Here is a 22606-nt window from a genome sequence, read left to right as displayed (position 1 = left end):
TCCCTGATGAGCAAATTCACAGTGAAGCAGATAGCGGCTCAGGCTGGGTTCAGTACCGCGACGGTGGACAGAGTATTACATGGAAGAAATGGTGTGCATGATCAGACGCGGCAACGCGTGGAGCAAGCCATCTCTGAGCTTCGCGAGCAATATAAGCTAGACGCCCTGCAAGGTCGGACTTTTTATATCGACGTCATCATGTACACGCCTGCCCGGTTCAGTCATCTTGTCCGTGAAAGCCTGAACCGCATCTCTGTGCAAATGGCTCCCTTTCGAATTCGGCTGCGGTATTTTCTTTATCAGGATATCGATATTGAATCCCTGTCAGAGGTGATCCACGAAGCGGAAGATCGTGGTAGCCATGGGGTATTGCTAAAAGCCCCTGATCACCCCGAGATCAATCAGGCAGTGAATAGGCTTCACCACAATGGTATTCCTACTGTCACATTGGTGACGGATTTACCTGGTTCCAAAAGATTGAATTACATAGGGATTGATAATATTTCGGCTGGAGAAACCGCCGCGTTTCTGATGACTCAATGGTTGGGTTCCGATCCAAACGGCATTCTTCTCGTTCAGAGCAGTCACTTATTTCATGGCGAAGAAGCACGCGCGGAAGGCTTTTCGCAATTTCTTAGCCATCATCCTCACATAGAAGTCACCACAGTTAGTGAAGGGCATGGATTAAATCTCAGTACTAAAAAGCAGGTGAAAGATGTACTCGGCAAGAAAGAGAACATTAGCGCGGTATACAGCATTGGTGGAGGAAACCGAGCCATTCTCGATGCTTTTCAGGAAATGAACCGACCTATCCAAGCTTTTATCGGTCACGATCTGGACGATGACAATCGGCATTTACTGCGATCCAGACAGCTGCACGCGGTTATCGATCACAATCTCGATGATGACGCCAGAGTGGCATTTTCAAACCTGCTGTCACCTTATGGTCTTATGCCGACTTTTTCGTACACCACCAGTCGAATTAATATCGTGACGCCTTTTAACTTACCTTAGATTTTGTCAGGAGCACCTGACTGTGAGTTGATGCTTTTCTAGCCAGTCATCACACTTTTTAATTTTGCTTTTTGAATTAACTGTTTCATTATAATTTTATGTGAAATATTCATTTCCAATGGTTAATCATCTAAAAATCGTGTGGGGCAGAAAATGTCGGATTTGCTGTCAAAAATGCAACCTAGAGACCAAGCGAAACGGACTCAGCACATTACGCCTGAATCCGCAGGCTGGACTTATATTGGGTTTGATGTGGTCCAGCTAAAAGAAGGCGAAGTTCTAGAATGGATTGCAGACAACGGGCAAGAGCTATGTATTGTTCTGGTTTCAGGAAAAGCATCGCTAGACCTGAATGGAGGCTTGCAGGGTGAGATTGGGCAAAGGATGTCGCCTTTTGAGAAGACAAAACCTTACGCTGTCTACCTAACGCTGAATGATAAGTGCTCTTTAACCGCGACAACGGAAGTTGAGCTGGCGGTATGCCGGGCGCCGGGAAAAGGGAGTTATCCATCTCGATTGATCACACCACAAGAGATAGGGGCAGAGCATCGCGGAAAAGGCAGAAACCAGAGACAGGTACATAATATTCTGCCGGACGATGAGCCCGCCGACAGTTTGCTGGTGGTAGAAGTGTATACCGATGAGGGGTGTACCAGCTCTTATCCAAGCCACAAGCACGATCAGAATGATCCACCCAATGAAACCCAACTGGAAGAGACCTACTACCATCGGCTGGATCCGCCCCAAGGTTTCTGTTTTCAAAGGGTATATACCGATGACAGAACATTAGATGAATCCATGGCCGTGTATGACGGTGATGTAGTTCAGGTACCCAGAGGATATCACCCAGTGGCAACGGTTGCTGGTTATAACAGCTATTACTTAAATGTGATGGCTGGACCAGTACGGAAGTGGTTGTTTAGCTGGGAAGAAGATCACCAGTGGGTAAATACCGAATCTTATCGTTAGCGATTCTAAAGGGAATAAGAATATGTTTAATATCGCTTTATTTGGCGCTGGTCGTATCGGTCAGGTTCACGCCGCAAATATAGCTGCTAATCCAAAAACGCAACTCGCTGCTGTGGTCGACCCCTATCTGGAAGGGGCGAAAATGTTAGCAGAAAAATACGGCGGCGAAGTCATGTCGATTGAAGAAGCCATGAACAACCCGGGGATTCATGGTGTGTGCATCGGCTCTGCTACCGATACCCACGCCAACTTGATTGAGCTGGCTGCAAAAGCTAACAAAGCTATATTCTGTGAAAAGCCGATTGACCTGAGTTTGGAGCGTGTAAGAGAGTGTCTGGCAACCGTCGCTGAACATCAGGTTCCGTTTCTTGTTGGATTCAACCGACGTTACGATCCCAATTTTTCCGCGATACAGCAGCGATATGCCATGGGGTCGATAGGCAAAGCAGAAACCCTGGTGATCACCTCGCGTGACCCAGCGCCACCGCCTGTGGAATACGTGAAAGTATCCGGAGGAATGTTCCGCGATATGACCATTCATGATTTCGACATGGCGCGCTTTATTCTGGGGGAAGATCCGGTTTCCGTTATGGCACACGGTCATTGTCTGGTCGACGAAAATATAGGTAAAGCGGGCGACATCGACACCGCCGTTACCGTATTAACTTTTCCGTCTGGCACTACGGCAACCATCATTAATAGCCGACGTTCAGGCTACAGCTACGACCAACGTGTTGAACTCCATGGCAGCGAAGGTGTTTTGACGGCAGAAAATGTTCGGGAAAATCAGGTTCAGCAGTGGGATGAATCGGGTTTTCAGGCAGCCAAACCACAGCTCTTTTTCCTTGAAAGGTACGAAAAAGCCTATCAGGTTGAATGGCAACACTTTGTTGACGTACTCGAAAGAAAATCCGCTCCATTATGCGGTGGGTACGATGGTGAAATGGCGCTGGTTATCGCTGAAGCCGCAACGGAATCTCTAAGAGCGGGTCTGCCAGTTAAAATTAGTTAATGCACATTCTAAAGACTTGAAATGCTGACATATTTGTCAGCATTTTTTGTTTTATTAGCATGAGAAATAAATAGTTCTGCGTCGCATTGTTCTGCTGATTCAATGAGATTTTCTTCTATGAAGATTATCCTCTTACGCAATCTATTGACCGCAGTAAGTAGGAGTTTAAGTGTCTCTTTTATGGGTGATTTTAGGATCCATATTTCAGTTTGGGTTGGCTCCATTCTCTATTATGTTTTTTATTTTTGGTACTGGTGCAGGACACCCCAAAGTGCTCACATTGGCAATGTACATAACGCCTTTAACATGCCTTGTAAGCGCATTGATCGTGATCTTTGGATACTTAAAAGGATGGTCTGGGTTTACCTATTGGTGGTACGGCTTCCCACTGATCGTGAGTGTTATTTTCTTTTTTGTCGCAGGATATATGAATGAATCAGATTACGGATGACACAATGACCCTATTTTAGCTTTGAAGTGAAGCTTAGTATCAACTCTAAATTGTCACTCACTGGCCAGTGAAACGGCGAGGGTCTGAGCCAGACAAAGCGAAGCAGACTGCCCTCTAAACCCGCCAACGTTGGCTTCGTTGACCACAAAATTCACGTCAGACAGCTCCGCAATGGGGCTAACCTGGCTGTCGGTCAGGGTTACCTGCTTTGCTCCTTTCTCTCTTGCTGCTTTCACCCAGTTATGAGTTTCTTCCGCATAAGGGGAGAAGCTAATGGAAACAACGGCATCTTTACCCGTTACCATAGAAAGCTGTTCATCATACATTCCGCCCAAACCGTCGATCAGTACCACTCGCTTACCCAAATGGCGCAACGCATACACCATGTAAGATGCAATACTAAAAGATCGGCGAAGACCAATCACATACAGACATTCAGCGTTTTTAAGCAGAGTGATAGCATCATTCAGGTCGCTCTCTTCAATCTTATTTGCCAGTTGCTCAAGCGCGTGTGCGTTGGCGTTGGCGAAATTGTGGAGCTGAGAAATCGGCGTGCTGGCTTGTGAGTCATCAGGAGACATGGCTTTAAACAGCTTAACTCGTTCAGAATAGTTGCTCGTTTCTTCAACCATGTTCTGACGATACAGCTGTTTCATGTCGTTGAAGCCACTAAAACCCAACGCATTAGCGAAACGAATTAGGGTAGAAGGGGGAACATCAGCATTACTGGCAATAACCGCAACCGTATCAAATGCCACATTTTCAGGGTTATCTAACAGGTACTGACCCACCTGCTGAAGCCGCTTACTCAGGTTGCCGTATTCTTTTCGAATGTCTTCTTGAAGCTCAGAAAGTGTCGTTGCTGGTTTCATGCTTGTCCCATAAATAAAGAGGATCATCCCTCAATTGTTTCGAGGTTACTTTATTTGGAATAAACATTTCAAATGTTGCGTAGTTTTTCGTGAGCCAAATATTCACTAATGAACTCGATAACTATTCCATATCTCGATCATGTCTTTCGAAAATCAATGTGAACATATTGCATTGCTAATGATTATCCACCAGAAAGTAAGATATCGAGGAGTTCCAGCGTTAAGGTATCAGTGTTTTTTAGGGTATTAAAATCTTGGTAGTCGTTACCAATAACATCAAACTGCATCAGTTGTGTGGCTTCAGCATCGTATTCTGGATGCGTAGAACACAAAACGTATTCCCCGTCGCCAAACTCGCCCCTAACTATCGCTGCAGGTTTATCTGGCAGGTCTGAAAAACGAGCGACGACTTCATAATTGCCTTTAGCTTCATGGTTCGCTTCAAAAAAGCAGCCCCCAAGATACATAGACTGAAATGCCTCATTCTCGGTTTCGAGCTGAACAATTCGAGCTTCGGTAACATTGTAATTGTCCGCCTGCGCAAATTGTTCGATAGGACCTCTGGCAGTTCCGCCGAAAAAAGCCAGTTGATTGGGGGTAATGATTTCAAATGGTGTGCCTTTTGCCCATTCTGTGCGTTCACAAGCCAGATAGGCACCGCCGCAAATCCCTAAATATTTGCCTCCATTTGCGACATATTCAGAAATGCGTTGGCAGCCTTCACCATTGAGTTTGTCAGATTTGTAGCGGCTGGCTCCACCTGGCATCACGAATAGATCAACGTTTTGGTCGAGAGCTCCAGCCAGTATTTCATTGGCATTAACAAAAAAGACGTCACTTTTGCCGCGCAATCTTCTCAACGCATAATAAAGGATATGGTTGTTAGAAACGTTGTCGCTATAAATTAGAGTTGTCACTGTCGTTTTGACTCCGCGGCAAAAAGTAAATTATCTCGAATTCAGATTAACTAGGCAGCACGGGACAGCAAGCTTGCTGGTCGGGCTTTCGCAATCGCTGAGGTAATTAAACCTGTCACGACTGCTTTCGCGATATCACCAGGAATGAAAGCAGTAACCAGAGCACTCGCATCAAGTAATGTCTTGTTTAGTACGATAGACATTCCAACGATTCCAAAAATATACATCACGATAATACCACCGACGATGGCTGCTACTGTCGCAACCAAAGTCAGGTTTGCGCTGCGCCATTTTTCAACAATAAGACCGGTAACAAAGGCGGCGACTGGCCAACCAATCAGGAACCCGCCTGTTGCACCAACAAATAGCGCAATTCCGCCGCGTCCGCCAGACAACACAGGGAGCCCGATAGCAACCAGCAGAAGCAACAACAGTACCGCCAGAGTGCCTCGCTTAGCGCCTAAAATCGCACCACAAAGCATAATGCCAAGGCTCTGCGCCGTGATTGGCACGCCGAAACCTAAAGTAAAAGGAGGGATGATGCCAAGTCCGACAATCAGTGCTGCAAACAAGGCAATGTATGCAATGTTCTTTTCCATTTATTTTTTCTCCAAAATGTGTGTACCGCCGCGCGCTTTCAGCGCCTCGGCTACGTGGTCAGCATCGTCCAGTGCAATAACAGTAAAAGGGATAATAATTCGCCAGCCAGCACGCTTTGTTGTTCGTGCTCGCCATGCGAGAGAAAGTGTTTGTCCTTTAGACATTAAAACGGGTGTCATTCTAATGACCAAAGCGATTGAAAGTTCCAGCGCTCTGCTACTCAGTCCAAATCGCCTTAGAGGGCGTGCCACAAAATGGGCGACATCCATCATATCGGCGAGGCGAGTGGTCATAGTAACAAGGTTGGCAAGGGCAACGGCGGATATCATTCGAATTATAACCATTGCCCCTAATTGATACTCTTGCGTGAAGCCATGCCAAATAGCCATGATCAACACCACTGGCCACAAGATTTTTAGGTGTTTCATTCCCTGAATGAAGAATGCTTTCCCAGGGAGTACATACAAAATAAAAACACTGATAAGGAAAGCGAGGTGTAAAAGAAGATGCTCAACAAAAAACAGAGCAATAGTCGTTACAGCCAGAGCTGAGAGTTTGTATCCTGCCGACCAGTTATGCGCTCTGGTCTCAATGGGAGAGGTTAGAGATATCATCACTTTCCCCCAATCTTTCCATTTCAGCCAGGTATTTTGGCAGCACAACTTCTGGTGCATCCAGTTCTGATAACTTACCGGATTCAATCCAGAGCACTTGGTCGTAGTGCTCAATATCTGCCGGGTCGTGGCTAATATGTATCAAGCTACCGGAAAACGAATCTAAGTATCTTTGTAGCTGCTTTTTAGTCGGAATATCTAAACCGGCAAAAGGCTCATCCAAGATAATTAGGTTTGGCTGCATCGCGACCACAGCCATAAGGCACACCAGGTGTTTCTGACCCTGAGAAAGGGCAGAGGTGTTAACATCCGCCCAATGAGTTTTACCAAATTTAGCCAGCACAGAGCGTGCATTGTCATCCGCTTCATTTTTGGACTGACCTAACTGGCGGAGACCAAAAGAAATCTCTTCAATGACTGTCGGGAAAATGATTTGATGATCTGGGTTCTGGAACAAAATCCCAATTTCAGTCAGTGCTCCCTCGCGATCTTTAAAAGGATCGATTTGAGCGACCCTTACCTCGCCGGAATTCGCTTCAATCAATCCAGATAAAACTCGGGACAAAGTAGACTTGCCTGAACCGTTGCGTCCAATTACCCCGAGACGCCTTACCCGAACGTCAAACGACAGGTTATCCAACACCGTTTTTCCCTGTATTTGTAAGCTCACGTTTTCCAGCCTTATCTCACTGATTTTAGGCAGTTTCTCTTGTTCAGGTGTGTGCAACGTGTTCATGTAGTTCCAAATACAGTTGTAAAAACAGTCAAATTTAAGTTGGTGACGGTAACCAAAAAGCGGTGGGATTCATATGAAGCCCTTGGCAAAAGAACAGCTTCACCGCGAGCGAATACTAACAAGTTGGTTTAGTAGGGTAAACCACCAAAAAGCTGTGGTATTGGAATGTTTTGTATTTGTGTAGGGATTTGGCTGGAAAGTAATAAAACGACTAGGGGACTCCCCAGAAAAACAAAAATATCCGCTTAAATCGAGGTGAAAGAATTTACATATGCGTATAATTTCACTTTATATTTATAAAATAAAGTGGAAATTATTAATCATATGAATGATCTCTCATTTTGAGCTCAACGTCATTTCAATTCATTGAAATGACACGAAAAAGAGAATCCATGCTGTTGGTGTTGTTAATCTTGTATGTCATTGATAATAGGCAACTTATGGTTTTCTCAATAGAGTGATTCTTCATGTCTTGGGAGTAACAGACATGCTGCTTTTTACTGTACGCAAACTTTCTATTGTGAAATTCAGCGAGCTGCATTTATCCAAATAACACTGTGTTTATATATGTCCGAAAGGGCATATCACTCTTGGAGCCCTACATGAAAAAAAATATGAATCGATGGATTAATGTCTGTTTTGCTTTATCTGCTACAGCCCTCGGTGTGAGTCAGGCGATTGCTGCTAATGACGTCCACTCAGCTGCGTTAGAAAAAGAATACATAAACCAGCCATCAAGTGCCCAGTTTTGGCAAGAAACGGTGGAACACTCTTCCACTTCCGAAGCTGACCGCCAACGTTATATCAAGCCAGCTAAATTCCGCTTAATTCAGTTAGAACTTGACCAACTTAAACATCACCTAAATCAGACCGTAACTGCTTCTACAGATTTGGTAAATGAAAGGGCAGTAAGCGTCGATCTTTCTATCCCATTGCCGAATGGGGGTTACGAAACCTTTGTTGTTGCACCAAACCAAGTGCTGCCGGCTGAACTGACTGCGCGCTATCCCGAGATTAAAACGTTTAGCGGAACCAGTGCGGAGACTAAGAATACTCGAATAGTACTGGACTACACGTCGCAAGGGTTTCATGCGATGGTGACATCAGAGAAATACGGTACGTTCTATATCGACCCTTATGAATCAGGAAATACCAGAACATACATCAGCTATTTCAAAAAGGATTATCACAAAACCAAGGATCTGCGCCTTATCGAAGAAACACTGACTCACAGTGATTCTCAGCTTAACAATACTCCTTCATTCCGATCTGGGCGCTCAGGTTTTGGAACTTCAGATATGTATCCGCTAAGAACATATCGTTTAGCAATAGCAACGACTTATGAATACTCTCGCTTTCATGGTGGGACAAAGCAGAGCGTGATGTCAGCCGTTGCAACCACAATCAACCGAGTGAATGAGATCTATGAGCGTGATTTGGCAATACGCTTGCAATTGATCCCTACCACTGATCAGCTATTTTCCCTCGATGTAAACGATTACTACACAAATAATCGCTCAGATTTAATGCAAGGAGAAAGTCAGATCGTCATTGATAAGGTGATTGGTCAGCAAGGTTACGATGTTGGTCATCTGTTCAGTGCAACGGGCGGCGGAAGCGCGCTTATCGGTTCTGTTTGTACCCGAGGCAAGGGAAGCGGTGTTTCAGGGCTAGGTATGCCAATGGGTGATGCATTTGATATCGACATTGTCGCGCATGAGATTGGTCACCAATTTGGTGCCGAACATACCCACAATACAGGGTGTAATCGCGTCTCTTACAATGCGGTGGAGCCGGGAAGCGGGTCAACAATCATGGGTTATGCGGGCGTTTGCGGACCGAATGTTCAAGTGAACTCCGATGCCATGTTCCATAGCTACAGCATCGGGAATGTTCGTCATTTTATGGATCGCGGGTATGGCAGTGGATGCGGTACGTCTGAGATGTCATTAAACACACCTCCAGTCGTCCGTGCAGGACCAGACGTGACAATTCCAAAAGAAACGCCATTTGTTTTGACAGGGTCGGCAGCTGATACAGAAGACCAAGCCAGCTTAACCTACAGTTGGGAACAAATTGACCGGGGTGATTTGGTCGCACGTCCAACCGCGAATCAAGTGACAGGTCCCACATTCAGAGCAAAACTACCAACCGTATCTCCAACTCGTTACCTGCCGAACCTAGACGCAATTATCAACAACCAGACGCCTACCTGGGAGGTTCTTTCTTCCGTGGCACGCAGCTACAAATTTCGGTTAGTGGCTCGGGATAACAATGCAGAATCACCTCAGGTTTCATGGGATGAGCGTGTAATTACAGTCGATGGAACTGCGGGTCCGTTTGTGGTCAGTGAACCAAATACAAAAGTAAACTGGCTTCCCGGCTCAACGCAGACGGTACGCTGGCAAGTTGCAGGAACCCATTTACCACCAGTGAGTGTAAGTTTGGTAAACATCCTGCTTTCTCTGGATGGAGGTAAAACTTACCCACACACCCTAGCCACAAACGCCCCTAACGCAGGTAAAGCGGAGGTTGTTCTACCGAATTCGATAAGTAACACTGCCCGAATCAAAGTTGAAGCGGTTGATAACATCTTCTTTGATATTTCAAACGTAGACTTTTCAATCTCCGAAGGGATAGGTTTGAATCAGGCTCCGGAGTTCACCTCAATCGCTCCGGTGAATGCGACCAGTGGTACGGCATATCAGTATCAAGTTAGCGCCAACGATGTGGACAGCCCTGAAATACGATTCAGAGCCAAAACCAAACCGGCATGGCTATCTTTTGATGCGAGCACATTGGTACTTAGCGGTACACCAACAGATGCAGATATTGGTAGCCATCAAGTGGTACTGCAAGTATCAGACAGCCAGATCGTCACCAGCCAGACCTTCCAGATTACGGTTACAGGTAGCGCAACACAGACTTGTGGCACCGCTGAACCTTGGAGCGCCAGTCAGGTATATGTTACAGGTGATCAAGTTTCCTATGGAAACAACACCTTTGAAGCGAGATGGTGGACAAAAGGGCAACAGCCTGACGCATCAAAAGTAGATGGCGACTGGAAACTGATTGACCCATGCCAGCCATAGTGAAATAACGTCTTATTGATATTTATAAGGTGTAATAAAATCAGGCGAGTCTAAGCTCGCCTGGTTGTTTTTATTGTTTCTAAGCAATGAGTTTTAATTGTTCTAACTTTATTTCATTGTCGAGCTTTCCTGTATATTTCCATAAAAGATACTCGTCTATAATATAGTCAGCCATCCTTACTACTTCATCTCCCATCGAACCCGCAATATGACTAGTTAAAAAAACATTATTTGTTGAGTAAAAGAAAGAATTAGCAGGAGGAACAAAAGGGACAGTAACATCCAACAGTGCACAAACATCTTTGCGTTTCAATAAGAAATTCTCCAAGTCGAATTGATTAACTTGCTCCCCTCTACCAGTATTAATGAATGTGGAGCGATTTCTCATCATCTTTAATAAGTCGTAATTGATAATTTCAACTGTTTCGGGTTTATTTGGCATATGATTACTTACCACATGAGAGAGTGAAAATGCTTCAGGTAAGCTAACTTTTCGGACTCCGAAAGCATCAGCACTCTCGTGACTTAGGTAAGGGTCATATACATGAATGGGAATGTTGCACGTTTTTAGTAACTTAGTTAATTCCTTGGCGATATTGCCAAATCCTAGCAATGATACAGATTCTTTAAAGACTCCAGGTCCAGTAGGTATGAAATTCTTGCCAAAGTTTTCTTTATCTTTATATTCTATAAGGTTTTGATAATATCCTTTAAAAGAAAGCAATATTTGTGCAAACGTAAATTGTGCAACTGGAATGGCATTCGCTGATGCGGCACTTACTACCTTTTTGCCATTTTCTATGAAGTATGGTGCAAAGTCATTAACACTTCCTGCCGCATAAAAAAGAACTTTCAGGTTAGGCAGCTTGGCGACTTTCTTTGCTAGTTCAGTTGTTAAACCCCAAGTCCCAAAACCTACTTCAACCTCATTGAGTTCATTTAAATGTTCATCAAAATTATCCGAATTGATAACCTGTTTAATTAAGTTACATTCACTACTGAGATTTTCCATTCTCCCTAGGGAATAAATATAACTTATATTGTTAGTATCATTAGTAAAAAAAGCACCTTTCATTTTCCTAGCTCTCAATTAACTATTTATAAAGAAATTATATAGATCATTAAGTATTAACGGTTTGTAATTTTAATTTATAATTGATTTTAACCAAGACTTAGATCTTAGTCGTTTTATCGAAAACAGTAGCTTCGCTACTTCTTCTAATAACATACATGCATATATATATACAGCAGACCACTCTAACCAGTATGCAGCAATTATTGTAAGAGGTATGCCGAAGACCCACTGACAAATAATGTCTTGGTTCATACAGAATTTGGTATCTCCGGATGCTCGTAATACTCCTATTACCATAGCAATACCAGCTGATTTTATGAGTATTCCAATGAGTAATATATTATAAAAATCATCAAGATAAGATAGCATTTCTTCATTCAGGTTGGGTGAAATACTCAATATCCAAGGTTTTATAAAAAATAATATTAAAGAAACAACTATCGCTAGTAATATATTAATTATTACGAAGATCCATGCCTGATAATAGGCTTGTTGAAATTTCTTCTTACCAAGTATATTTCCCTGCATGATGGATGCGGCTGTGGCAACGCCCATCATTATCGCCATACTATACGTCTCTACAGGCGTAATCATAGCCATTGCGGCTAGTGCATCAGTGCTTATATTTCCAATAATTGAATGATAGATAAATAATGAAGATGGCCACATGAGAGAATTAATGCTAAGAGGGATGCAAATTTTATAAAAAGTTTTTATTTTTTCTTTTTTTGCTTCTAATATATCTCTAATGTTAAATGATAATATATGTCCTCTTCCATAGATAAAGATTATTACAGCAATGCACTCAATTATGGCGCTTAGCACTGTGCCCCATGCAGCACCTTCCACTCCCAGTGCAGGAAAACCGAGATTACCAAATATAAGTATGTAGTTTAGTATAATATTAAGAATAATACCTAGTGCATTGAATCCCGTTGCAATACTAGCTTGTCCAATTGAGCGTAGTCCTGCAGAAAAAATGCCACTAATAGAAATTGCTAACATACTAATACATGTTATTTTTAGATAATCGCTTCCTATTTTTATAACCTCATGGTTACTCGATGCAAACCCCATTATTTCTTTTGAAAAAAAGTAGTAATTTAACGCGACAATAAAAGAAAGAGGCAGACAAAATATTGCTGTCAGTGCTGTTGCTTGGCGAACTCCTGATTTATTGCTTGCTCCGCTGTACTGTGCGGTAAAAATGGCGCCACAACTACATATACTGAATAGAAAGAGATTACCTATCATTATTCCACGTAACGCAACCCCCATAGAGGCAACTTCTGTAGAGCCGATTTGGCTAAGCATAACAACATCAATAATGTTTCTAGAAGAAAGAAGCATTGAATATAGAGATATAGGTATGGCTAACGATATCAGCCTACTAAAAAATTTTTTTGTTGCAAATAATCCAAAATTACAAGATATTTTCATTTCTCAACCAGTTTAATAAAACTGAGTTGCATAATAAATAAAACAGCGTTTCAAGTCAATAAGTTATAAATTGATAAAATGACGGTTTTATAGGGTGTTGAATGGTAAAATAAGGGTAGATAAATGATGCTTATATAGATAACTTAAAGGGTGATAAATTTTAGAAATTGTAAATCCTAATTAATGTAGTGATTAGAAATTTGCAATATACTCAAGATACTCGGTTCAGCGAGAATTAACTGGCTTTCAGACAAGAAACCGATTTGAAGATCTAGTTGGTCTAAATCAAGAATCGGTAACGCAGTATCAAAGCCAGTTAAACTCGCCCTTGGGAGCCCATATTCTGTCCCATTTCATCGTCAAAGAACTTGGAAAGGATCAGTCATTCCGCTGCGTTCTTTTCCTTGAACTGAAACAGAATATGAGGCTTTGAATCCTGTATCTTGAGATCACTTGGGTATAAGCCTTAGACGTAGGACTATTTTTAGTTTTGAAGGTGATCTCTGACAGAAGTCCACTCGCTGTCAGAGTCCCGTGACTCCAGTGAAGAATAGACAAATGCCATGCCTTCTGCGCCTTCTTCGATACTAGGGTAGGAAAGACAAAGAGGATCAGGTGATTCACCTTGCTCTAGAGCCACGATGTGATGCGCCAAATCGAAATAGAGGTTTGCGAACGCTTCGCGATACCCTTCGGGGTGACCAATGGCGACGTGAGAAACTCGCTCCGCTTCAGGAAGTAACCCTTTACCGCCTTTTGTTAATACATAGGCAGGGGCATCGATGGGGCGAACCAGTAGTTCGTTGGGTTGCTCTTGATTCCACTCCAGTCCACCTTTGGTGCCATAAATGGTAAAGCTTAACCCGTGCACGCCACCAGCGGCTGCCTGAGTGACAAACAGTTGCCCGCGAGCCTGATTAGCGTAGCGAAGCTGAATGCCACAGTAATCATCGGCGTCCCGACCATCGACCAAAGCCGTCACATCTGCACTTAGAGTTTGTGGCACCATGCCGGATACGTAACTCAGAAGGTGGTAACTGTGAGTGGCAATATCCCCCAGAATCAGTGACGGACCAGCAAGTTCAGGCTTCATGTGCCAGTTTGTGCCGTCTTTTTCACTGGGTGTCAGTTCTGCCAAATGTCCCTGAATATATTGGCTCTGAAGCATTTTGATTTCGCCAAGTATGCCGTTTTCTATCATTGCTCTGGCTTGCCGAACCATAGGGTAGCCAGTGTATCCGTATGCCACGCAATAACATTTTTCGGCTTCTTTGGCTTTGCTCACCAACGTATCGGCTTCCTCCACGTTCATGGTTAATGGTTTTTCACACATCACGTGAAAGCCATGTTCCAGAGCCTGAACGGATAAGTCATAGTGCGAATTGTTTGGCGTCATAATGGCAATCACATCGGCACCGTCTTCACGCTCGGCTTCAGCAGAAAAGAGCGCTTCGGGCGAACCATACCCTCTTAGCCCCATAGACTCCGCCGCCTGTATAGAGCGTTCCGGATTGGAGGATACTACCCCCGCGACCACTTCAAACTCTTCATGCATGGTGGCGGCACTTCGGTGAATCGAACCGATAAAAGAATCGGGGCCGCCTCCGATCACTGCCAGCCTTAGTCTTCGTCCTAATTTTTGAATAGATACGCTCATCAGGTTTTCCTTAATCCGGGGCGAGAAGGGTTAATACGCGTTCCACTTCCTGTTGCAAAGCAGGCATGGCGGCCAGAGCAAACCGGCTGCGGTCAAAGTGCCTATCCTGTTCCATCAAATCACGAATGCGTTTACCCATAGCCATTCGTAGCGTGGTGCCAACATTGAACTTAGCAACACTGGTACGTTTCAGCTTCATTAAGTCGTCAGGGTGAATTCCGGTTGTGCCGTGAATCACCAAGGGAATCGGCATGTCTTGCTCAATTTCCTGCAACAATTCAAAGTGAATGGGGCAATCGGCTTCGGTTTTTCGGTGAACGTTGCCGACCGAAACTGCCAGCACGTCTGCGCCGCTCTCTTTAGCATAGCGCCAGGCTTCTTGCGGTGATGTGAGTTCTGAACGAATATGATCTCGTCCTTCCTCATAAGGAACCGATCCAAGTTCGCCTTCCAGCGATACGCCCATAGAGCGGGCAACCCGACTCACCTGATACGTTCGTGACAGATTTTCTTCGAAAGGAAGCTGAGAACCGTCAAACATGACCGATGTAAATCCCGCTTTCATCGCTTTAAAGACGACGGTTTCCTCGTAGCAATGGTCCAAGTGAACCACCACAGGTACCGAGCTCTGCTTAGCTAAGGGGACAAGAATCCCTGCCATAACGTCCACCCCTGCAAGGTCGACCATGTCTTTATTCACGGCAAGAATCACAGGGCGCTCTACGGCTTCTGCCCCCTTTATAATGGCGATGGCTTCTTCAATACCGAACACATTGCAACAGGCAACCGCGCCGGAACTTGCCGAGGCTTGTGGCAGTATCTCGTTGAGTGATACAAGCATGTGTTTTCTACCTTATTTGAATTTCGCGACCATATCTTTGATGCCGGGAATGGTGTGCACCTGATATTCATGGTGAGGGTCGAAGTACTGGATCAGGGACTTGCTGCTTTCACCCACAATGATGGTGAAGTAATACATTTCGTATCCCGGAGCAGCAACGCTGGGGTGGTAGCCTTTGTCGATGGCAATCACGCTGCCTGTTTTCACGTGATAGACCGGACCCTGATCGTCTTCGTGCTCATACAGAAACTGTGCACCAAACCCCTGTCCGGGATTAAAACGAAACTGATAGACCTCTTCATAACGCGTTTCTGTTGGCGGTCGTTCTTCGTCGTGTTTGTGAGACGGGAATCCAGACCAGCCACCAGCTCCGACGGTGAACAGCTCGCTAACCAGTAAGCGACCGCGTTGATCCGCGTTTTTCTGCCCCAAAATGTGTTTGATCTTGCGGTGAGTTTTGGTGTCGTCGCTGCCGTACTGCACTTTGTCGACCTCATTGGGGGTGATGGCAAAAGGTTGAAGTTCGGGTCTGTCTTTATCATCGTATCGACCACCGGCGATAAGCACATCGGCGGTATTAGAAACACAGGTGATGACTGCTTCGGATCCAACAGGCACATAGACGCCAGAAGGATCGCCATCCCAGACCGATTCACGCTGCCCAATTTCAGGGAAGTTTTCGCCATTTACCGTGATATCGCAGGTTCCGCCAGCCAGAACCACAACACTCTCGTAGTTTTCTAAACGATAAATGTGGCTCTCTCCCTGTTTAAGAGAAACGGGGTTGAAATAGCACAGTGGAGTAGTGTCGTCATTGACGTCGATGACTGGCTGATTCTGATTATCGAATGGTGGAATATGCTTACCCATGACACGACTCCTTTTGAGATAAGAGGGAAAACTGAGGTGAAAAGTCATAACGATGCGTTTTCATAAATGACAGCAGTTCAGGTAGTTCAGCCATAGCTTCAGAACATGTATTACCCATCACGTTTATGGCGGCGTTCGCGGCACCCATCGCTATGCTGTCTTGAAGTGGCTGCCCGCGCAGCAAACCAAATAGCAGTGCTCCGGCAAACGCGTCCCCGGCACCATAAGGCTTTCTGGCTTCTACCTGAAAAATGCCCTGAGAGAACGAAGTGAGTGACTGATTCGCGTCCAGCCCAAATACTTTGCAGCCATGTTCGCCCGCTTTAGCCACAATCATCTCTGGCTTTTTTGCAAGCAACTGGTTTGCGATGTCTGCCATAGCGTCGCTGTCTTTTGAATGAAGATCGGATGCCATCATCACCTGAAATTCTTCTTCATTTCCGATGATGACGTCGCTCAGCTCCGCGGCTTTCTGGTAGCAAGACGCTGCTTCTTCCGCGCTTTGCCAGCTATACGCTCGATAATCCAGATCCAGTACCACTTTGCAGTGTTCAGCCGCGGCTTTTTTCATTGCCAGATAACAGGATTCTCTTGATGGCGACTGAGACAATGCTGTACCAGACACCACAAGCGCACGAATCTGACTAAAATCGATCGCAGAGATGTGTGATTCACTCAGTGCCAGATCGGCGGCAAGGTTCCGATAGATCACCACTTCAGGCTTAGGATCGTATTCTGCCAATGCAAGACTGGTTCGATGTTCGCCGCCTACCTTGAACAGGAAATCGGTGTTGATTCCTTGCTTCTCCATTGCCTTGCAAACATATTCACCGACGCCGTCTTTCGAGACGCAACTTAAAATTGCAGCGTTGGCACCCAGTTTCGAAAGGGCAAATGCGATGTTGGCGGGCGAGCCGCCAACTGCCTTGTGATAAGTGGAAGTGGTCGCCAGCGTTGCACCAAAATCACTGGCGTACAGATCCATGCCAGCCCGCCCCAGGCAGATTGCCTCTATAGGACGGTTGTGGCTGGCAGACCAGTCATGCAATGCCAGTTCGCTACTCATTGCAGTTCACCCATATTGCACCGTTATCAGCGGATTTAACGCACGACTCGACAAACTTAACACCGCTGATTCCTGCGTTTATGTCTGGATACCAGTGGTTATCAAGAAATGCCTTATCGTTACGTTCAAAGGCGTCGATGGCTAACGCAAATCTGTGGTACAGGTTTGCCCAGGATTCAAAGAACCCTTCACCATGACCGCCACCGATTCGGGAACTGTTGACGCCCGCCACATCGTTGTAGAGGTAAGGCATACCTCGTTCCAGCACCTGAGCAGGTTCGCCCTGAACCTCATAACGCAGTTGGTTAGGGTATTCATCCCACCACTCAATGCTGGCCATTTCTCCTACTACTCGAATTTTTTGCTGATGCATGGAGCCGGAGTTAATTGCGCTCGCCCACATGGTGCCCACTGCGCCGTTATTGAAGTTCATGATCACGTGTGCGTTGTCTTCAAGTGGCGCGCGAGACTCAATGAAAGACTGTTTGCTGCACAGTAAAGACGTGACTTCCAGCCCGGTGATCAATTCTGCAAGGTAAAAGGCATGTGTACCGCAGTCTCCAATGATAAAGCTGGGACCAGAGACTTCAGGGTTCATGCGCCATTTTGCTCCGGGGGAATGCTTCTCTACTTCAACATTGTGATAACCGTGAGCAAACTGCATCTGGATTACTCGCACACTGCCTATGTCGCCGCGCTGAACCATTTCACGTGCCTGTTGCACCATCACATGCCCGGTGTAGCCGTACATCACAGCAAGCATGAGATTGTTTTCACTGGCGATATGCTTGAGTTCAAGTGCCTCATTTGACTGGAAAGTCACAGGCTTTTCGCAAATTACATGCAGACCTGCCTCTAGCGCAGCTTTGGCGATTTCGTAATGCGTGGCATTTGGGGTGGCAATCGACACCGCCTGAATACCATCTTCACGTCTGGCTTCCTGCTCGAACATCACTTTGTAATTCGCGTAGCAGCGACTCTCTTCCAGACCAAGATTGGTGCCGAAATCAATGCAACGCTGGTGGTCGATGTCCAACGAACCGGCAACAAAATGAAATAGCCTGTCACGAGCAGCCGCGGCTCGGTGTGAATAGCCGATTTCGCTGCCACGACCACCGCCTATCAGCCCCCAGCGAATTGGGGACGTTAATCGTGTTTCTTCATTAAACATTCACTGGCTCCTATACCCCACGGCGTTGATGACGGCGACCTTCATCCCAGGTCGCTTTGGCTTTAACCACTTCTTGACGGTCGGTTATTTCTGGTAAGCCAACTTCCCACCACGCATCCACCGATGACCAGACTGTCGGGTCAATATCAACGACCAACACATAAGTGCGATCCGCTTCTTTTGCTCGGTTAAAGGCATCTTCAAATTCCGACAGGGAACCGACTTTCTCAGACAGTGCACCAAGCCCTTGTGCGTGTTTCACAAAGTCCACTCTTGGCAGCTCTGCGTCTTCGCGTACCGTGGTGCAGTCTTTAAGCAGGTTATTGAAACTCTCGTTACCGGTGTTGTTTTGCAGTTTGTTGATAACGGCAAAGCCAGCGTTGTCGCAAACCACCACAATCATCTTGTGACCAGTGAGCACGGAGCTGTATATGTCGGAGTTAAGCATTAGATAAGAACCGTCACCGACCAGCACAATGGCATCGTGATTAGGGCGAGCCATTTTGGCTCCCCAGCCGGCAGCCACTTCGTAGCCCATACAAGAGAAACCAAATTCAATGTCGAGTTGCCCCGGCTTACTGGCGAGCCAATTCATATTGAGCTCTGCTGGAAGCCCGCCTGCGGCAGTAATGATTCTGTCATCGGGGGAAGCGAGCTGATTTACCTGACCTACGACTTGTGCGTAAGACGGCGCGACTGTGTCAGTGGGTTCGGTGCGACTTGCCACAATATCCAGCCATTTCTGACGTTCCTGTCTTGTATAGATCGACCAGGTTTTGTCGATCTTCCAATTGGTCAGCATGGGAGATAGCTGGTCAATCGCTGCTTTGGCATCTGCCTGAACCGGGCACGACCAATGCTTGATGGCATCGAAGCGACATGTATTAATGCTCACGAGTTTCATGTCTTCACGGCGGAAAACCGTCCAAGAACCCGTAGTGAAATCCTGCAAGCGTGTACCGATAGCAATCACTAAATCGGCGCGCTCAGCGATATTGTTGGCGCTGTCTGAGCCTGTAGCACCGATGGGACCACAGTTAAGTGGGTGGTTTGCAGGTAACAAAGTTCTGCCAGCAATGGTTTCTAGCACTGGAATGTCGTATTTTTCAGCGAAGCTTTGCAATTCAGCCTGAGCATCGCTGTAAAACACGCCACCACCCGCCACGATCACTGGTTGCTTACTTTGCTTGATCAGGTTGGCTGCGGCTTCCAGATCTTCAAATTCAGGCTGCGGTCTTCGAATTCGATGGACTTTCTTTTCGAAAAAAATTTCTGGGAAATCCCAGGCATCACCTTGAACATCTTGCGGTAACGCCAAAAAAACAGGACCACAATCACCAGGGTCTAACAAAGTAGCAAGAGCTTGGGGTAAAGATGCCACTAGTTGCGCAGGGCTGGTAATGCGATCCCAGTAACGCGTTACGGTTTTGAAAGCATCGTTCACCGTTAGCGTCGGGTTACTGAAATGTTCCGTCTGCTGCAAAACCGGATCAGGAAGGCGAGAGTTAAATGTGTCTCCTGAAAGAAGAAGCAAAGGCAGTCGGTTGGTATGCGCGACGCCCGCGGCAGTCACCATGTTGGTTGCCCCCGGACCGACAGAAGAGGTCGCAATTCCTATGCGTTTGCGTTGATTCGCTCGGGCGTATGCAATAGCAGCCATAGCCATCGACTGTTCGTTCTGCCCGCGCCAGGTTGGAAATACATCCTGATTTTCCAGCAATTGCTGACCAAGGCAGGTTACGTTGCCGTGCCCGAAAATGGCAAAGGCGCAGCCAAATAAAGACTCCTCCTTTCCATCAATTTCTATGTATTGCGCTGCTAAGTACTTTACCAGTGCTTGTGCTGTTGTGAGCCTAACCGTTGTCATCTTTACGCTCCTTGTCTACTCACGATTTGTATTGATCAAATAATAGCCATACTCTGAAAATGTTTTCAATATGTTTATTGCTTGTTAATTGAAAAATGAGCTTTATTTATATCAATATGAGATCTATGAGCACAAAATTGGTCAATAAATAGACTTTTTAAGTTGACACATTGAAAACATTTCCATTATTGTTTGCTTATTGTTAATTAAATGTGAATTTTGTTTGTGCTTTTTCACACGGAGAAACGACAGTGGAACTAAAGCTTGCAAATGCCCCATGCTCTTGGGGAATAGAATTTCCGGATAACCCAGACAACCCAACGTGGGAGAGAGTGCTGAATGAAATCAGCCTGTCTGGTTACAAAGCGACGGAATTGGGACCTTTGGGATACCTTCCTCAGGATCAACAGGTACTGGAGAAAGAGCTGTCACAAAGGGAACTGGACTTGATTGCTGGTACGTTATTTGTGCATCTGCATCGTCAGGACAATCGCGAAGCCATTTACACTCAAACCCGAAAAGTTTGCCAGATACTGCAACAGCAAAACGCAAAATATCTGGTGGTTATAGACCATGTATCTTCACCCAGAACCGATCAGGCAGGGCAGGTAGACACAGCCACGCGCCTCTCTCCTGAAAGCTGGTCCTTCATGATGGACACGCTGAAAGAAGTCGGACGTATTTGCGCTGACTACGGCATTACGCCAACTCTTCATCCTCATGCCGGGACTTACATTGAGTATCGCGATGAGCTTGATCGCGCCATGAACGATTTGCCACCAGAGTTAATGTCTCTGTGTGTGGATACCGGGCACTGCATCTACGCTGGTATGGACCCTTGTGAGGTACTTTCCACCTATCGAGACCGCGTGAAGTATCTACACTTTAAAGACATTAATGCCGCCGTTCATAAAGAGTCGGTAGCAAATGGTGTCGACTTTTATTCAGCCATTGGTAACAACATATTCTGTCCGCTTGGCGAAGGGTGTGTGGATTTTGATGCCGTTAAACACACATTGATTGAAATTGATTTCAAAGGGTGGGTGACGGTAGAGCAGGACACCGACCCTAAAGCCAAGAGCGACGCCAAAACGGATGCGGAAAGAAGCCGAACGTTTATAGAACAAACCATCTTAGCCTGAGTTGCGATGACAAAGCAGTTCGAGGATAGCGCGAATAAAGATTTGGAGAAATTGTATGACAGGGAAAGTAGAAGCGGAGGCAGTACCCATGACTTCGAAAGGTGATGAAAGGGTTCGCAAGGTTTCAACCTTGAACCGATTGCTGTCACGACCTGAGCTGGGGGCAGTATCAGGCACGATATTGGTCTTCCTATTTTTTGCAATCGTCGCCTGGGATTCAGGCATGTTTAACGCCGACGGCATAATGAACTGGACAACGGTTTCAGCGCAGCTCGGCATTATTGCTGTCGGAGCCTGCCTGTTGATGATCGCTGGTGAGTTTGATTTGTCCATCGGTTCCATGATTGGTTTTGCGGGCATGATGATTGCGATCCCCTCCGTATATTGGGGGTGGCCAGTCTGGCTAGCCATCATCTTTGCGTTTGTGGGCGCAATGGCGATTGGCTTTGTTAACGGGTATATCGTGGTGAAAACCGGATTGCCGTCCTTTATTGTTTCACTGGCTTTCTTGTTCATTCTGCGCGGTCTGACCATTGCACTCTCAATTATGTTGACCAATAAGACCATTCTTTCTGGTGTGTCTGAAGTAGCGGAAGGCGACATTCTGGCCGCGGCATTTGGCGGGCAGATAGGGACGGGTTTCTTCCAATGGCTCGCCAATATAGGGATGATTGAAACCTACTCCGACGGTTCTCCTATCGTGTCGGGTATTCCTATGGTGGTTGTCTGGTGGTTCCTTATTACTGCAGTTTGTTCATTTGTCCTTTTGAGAACCCGATTTGGTAACTGGATTTTTGCCGCAGGCGGCGATGCCAATGCAGCAAAAAACGTGGGTGTACCTACCGAGAAAGTCAAAATTTCCCTTTTCATGTTTACCGCATTTTGCGCCACGGTATTTGCGGCGTGTCAGGTGCTTGAATTTGGTTCGGCTGCTGCAGACCGAGGGCTGTTGAAAGAGTTTGAAGCCATCATTGCTGCCGTTATCGGAGGAGCACTGCTTACCGGAGGATACGGTTCGGTTATCGGCGCATTCTTCGGTGCTCTGATATTTGGTGTGGTGCAGATGGGCATTTTCTTTACCGGAGTGGATTCAGACTGGTTCCGGGTATTCCTAGGGGTGATGCTGCTTATTGCCGTTCTGTTCAATAACTTCATTCGCAAGAAAGTGACCAACGCACGCTAAGACGTTTCAAGGAGTGA

General features: G+C 45.8%; 20 protein-coding genes. 7 read left to right on the top strand and 13 right to left on the bottom strand.

What is annotated here, in order from left to right:
- Positions 1–6 precede the first annotated feature (6 nt).
- The 4 genes from INR79_RS11580 (at position 7) to INR79_RS11565 (ending at position 3446) form a co-directional block, all read left to right on the top strand.
- Entirely contained in the window at positions 7–1014 is a 1008-nt protein-coding gene (locus INR79_RS11580) for a LacI family DNA-binding transcriptional regulator (protein ID WP_022599066.1), read from the top strand.
- A gap of 153 nt (positions 1015–1167) precedes the next feature.
- A complete protein-coding gene (iolB, locus tag INR79_RS11575; protein ID WP_223094307.1) occupies positions 1168–1983 on the top strand; it encodes a 5-deoxy-glucuronate isomerase in 816 nt (271 codons plus the stop codon).
- A 22-nt stretch (positions 1984–2005) separates the two neighbouring features.
- Positions 2006–2995 carry an inositol 2-dehydrogenase gene (gene iolG, locus INR79_RS11570; RefSeq protein ID WP_223094305.1) on the top strand — a complete coding sequence of 330 codons (990 nt, stop codon included), beginning with the start codon at positions 2006–2008 and terminating at the stop codon, positions 2993–2995.
- A 169-nt stretch (positions 2996–3164) separates the two neighbouring features.
- Positions 3165–3446, top strand: a complete 282-nt coding sequence (locus INR79_RS11565; RefSeq protein WP_223094303.1) for a hypothetical protein — start codon at positions 3165–3167, stop codon at positions 3444–3446.
- Between the two features lie 53 nt (positions 3447–3499).
- Here the strand turns inward: INR79_RS11565 and INR79_RS11560 are convergent, their stop codons facing one another.
- The 5 genes from INR79_RS11560 to INR79_RS11540 all read right to left on the bottom strand — a co-directional run bounded on the left by INR79_RS11560 (position 3500) and on the right by INR79_RS11540 (position 7185).
- A complete protein-coding gene (locus INR79_RS11560; RefSeq protein ID WP_223094301.1) occupies positions 3500–4318 on the bottom strand; it encodes a MurR/RpiR family transcriptional regulator in 819 nt (272 codons plus the stop codon).
- A gap of 182 nt (positions 4319–4500) precedes the next feature.
- Positions 4501–5235, bottom strand: coding sequence for a BPL-N domain-containing protein (locus INR79_RS11555; protein ID WP_262415335.1), 735 nt, complete (start codon positions 5233–5235; stop codon positions 4501–4503).
- 50 nt (positions 5236–5285) lie between these two features.
- Positions 5286–5834 (bottom strand): biotin transporter BioY, encoded by a 549-nt coding sequence (locus tag INR79_RS11550; RefSeq protein ID WP_223094299.1) that lies wholly within the window; start codon positions 5832–5834, stop codon positions 5286–5288.
- Complete coding sequence (locus INR79_RS11545) at positions 5835–6449, bottom strand: energy-coupling factor transporter transmembrane component T family protein (protein ID WP_223094297.1); 615 nt, start codon at positions 6447–6449, stop codon at positions 5835–5837.
- Positions 6424–7185, bottom strand: coding sequence for an energy-coupling factor ABC transporter ATP-binding protein (locus INR79_RS11540; RefSeq protein ID WP_223094295.1), 762 nt, complete (start codon positions 7183–7185; stop codon positions 6424–6426). Before INR79_RS11540 ends, INR79_RS11545 begins: the two co-directional genes overlap by 26 nt.
- 602 nt (positions 7186–7787) lie before the next feature.
- Here INR79_RS11540 and INR79_RS11535 point away from each other — a divergent pair.
- Complete coding sequence (locus tag INR79_RS11535; RefSeq protein WP_223094293.1) at positions 7788–10277, top strand: reprolysin-like metallopeptidase; 2490 nt, start codon at positions 7788–7790, stop codon at positions 10275–10277.
- A 79-nt stretch (positions 10278–10356) separates the two neighbouring features.
- Here INR79_RS11535 and INR79_RS11530 read toward each other — a convergent pair whose 3' ends face one another.
- The 8 genes from INR79_RS11530 to iolD all read right to left on the bottom strand — a co-directional run bounded on the left by INR79_RS11530 (position 10357) and on the right by iolD (position 20264).
- Complete coding sequence (locus INR79_RS11530; RefSeq protein WP_223094292.1) at positions 10357–11352, bottom strand: NAD(P)-dependent oxidoreductase; 996 nt, start codon at positions 11350–11352, stop codon at positions 10357–10359.
- 69 nt (positions 11353–11421) lie between these two features.
- Positions 11422–12792 carry an MATE family efflux transporter gene (locus tag INR79_RS11525; RefSeq protein ID WP_223094291.1) on the bottom strand — a complete coding sequence of 457 codons (1371 nt, stop codon included), beginning with the start codon at positions 12790–12792 and terminating at the stop codon, positions 11422–11424.
- 484 nt (positions 12793–13276) lie between these two features.
- Positions 13277–14449 (bottom strand): Gfo/Idh/MocA family protein, encoded by a 1173-nt coding sequence (locus INR79_RS11520; protein WP_223094290.1) that lies wholly within the window; start codon positions 14447–14449, stop codon positions 13277–13279.
- A gap of 10 nt (positions 14450–14459) precedes the next feature.
- Positions 14460–15290 carry a class II fructose-bisphosphate aldolase gene (locus INR79_RS11515; RefSeq protein ID WP_022592860.1) on the bottom strand — a complete coding sequence of 277 codons (831 nt, stop codon included), beginning with the start codon at positions 15288–15290 and terminating at the stop codon, positions 14460–14462.
- Positions 15291–15302: 12 nt separating this feature from the next.
- Positions 15303–16160 carry a 5-deoxy-glucuronate isomerase gene (locus tag INR79_RS11510; protein WP_223094288.1) on the bottom strand — a complete coding sequence of 286 codons (858 nt, stop codon included), beginning with the start codon at positions 16158–16160 and terminating at the stop codon, positions 15303–15305.
- Positions 16153–17226, bottom strand: a complete 1074-nt coding sequence (gene iolC, locus INR79_RS11505) for a 5-dehydro-2-deoxygluconokinase (RefSeq protein ID WP_223094287.1) — start codon at positions 17224–17226, stop codon at positions 16153–16155. The genes INR79_RS11510 and iolC overlap by 8 nt, the downstream gene beginning before the upstream one ends.
- On the bottom strand, positions 17219–18397 hold the full coding sequence (locus tag INR79_RS11500; RefSeq protein ID WP_223094285.1) for a Gfo/Idh/MocA family protein: 1179 nt from the start codon (positions 18395–18397) through the stop codon (positions 17219–17221). Before INR79_RS11500 ends, iolC begins: the two co-directional genes overlap by 8 nt.
- A gap of 10 nt (positions 18398–18407) precedes the next feature.
- The gene (gene iolD, locus INR79_RS11495) at positions 18408–20264 is read right to left on the bottom strand and encodes a 3D-(3,5/4)-trihydroxycyclohexane-1,2-dione acylhydrolase (decyclizing) (protein WP_223094283.1); all 1857 of its coding nucleotides are present in this window, start codon (positions 20262–20264) and stop codon (positions 18408–18410) included.
- Between the two features lie 251 nt (positions 20265–20515).
- On the opposite strand from iolD, the gene INR79_RS11490 reads away from it, so the two are divergent.
- Both INR79_RS11490 and INR79_RS11485 read left to right on the top strand, forming a co-directional pair.
- Positions 20516–21406: a TIM barrel protein gene (locus tag INR79_RS11490; protein ID WP_022602622.1), complete on the top strand. Its 891-nt coding sequence runs from the start codon at positions 20516–20518 to the stop codon at positions 21404–21406.
- A gap of 55 nt (positions 21407–21461) precedes the next feature.
- A complete protein-coding gene (locus tag INR79_RS11485) occupies positions 21462–22589 on the top strand; it encodes an ABC transporter permease (protein WP_004409190.1) in 1128 nt (375 codons plus the stop codon).
- Positions 22590–22606 lie beyond the last annotated feature (17 nt).

The organism is Vibrio sp. SCSIO 43132, assembly GCF_019904195.1.
Classification (GTDB): domain Bacteria; phylum Pseudomonadota; class Gammaproteobacteria; order Enterobacterales; family Vibrionaceae; genus Vibrio; species Vibrio nigripulchritudo.
The sequence above is the reverse complement of the archived record's forward strand: the minus strand, read 5'-3'. Positions and strand labels throughout refer to the sequence as shown.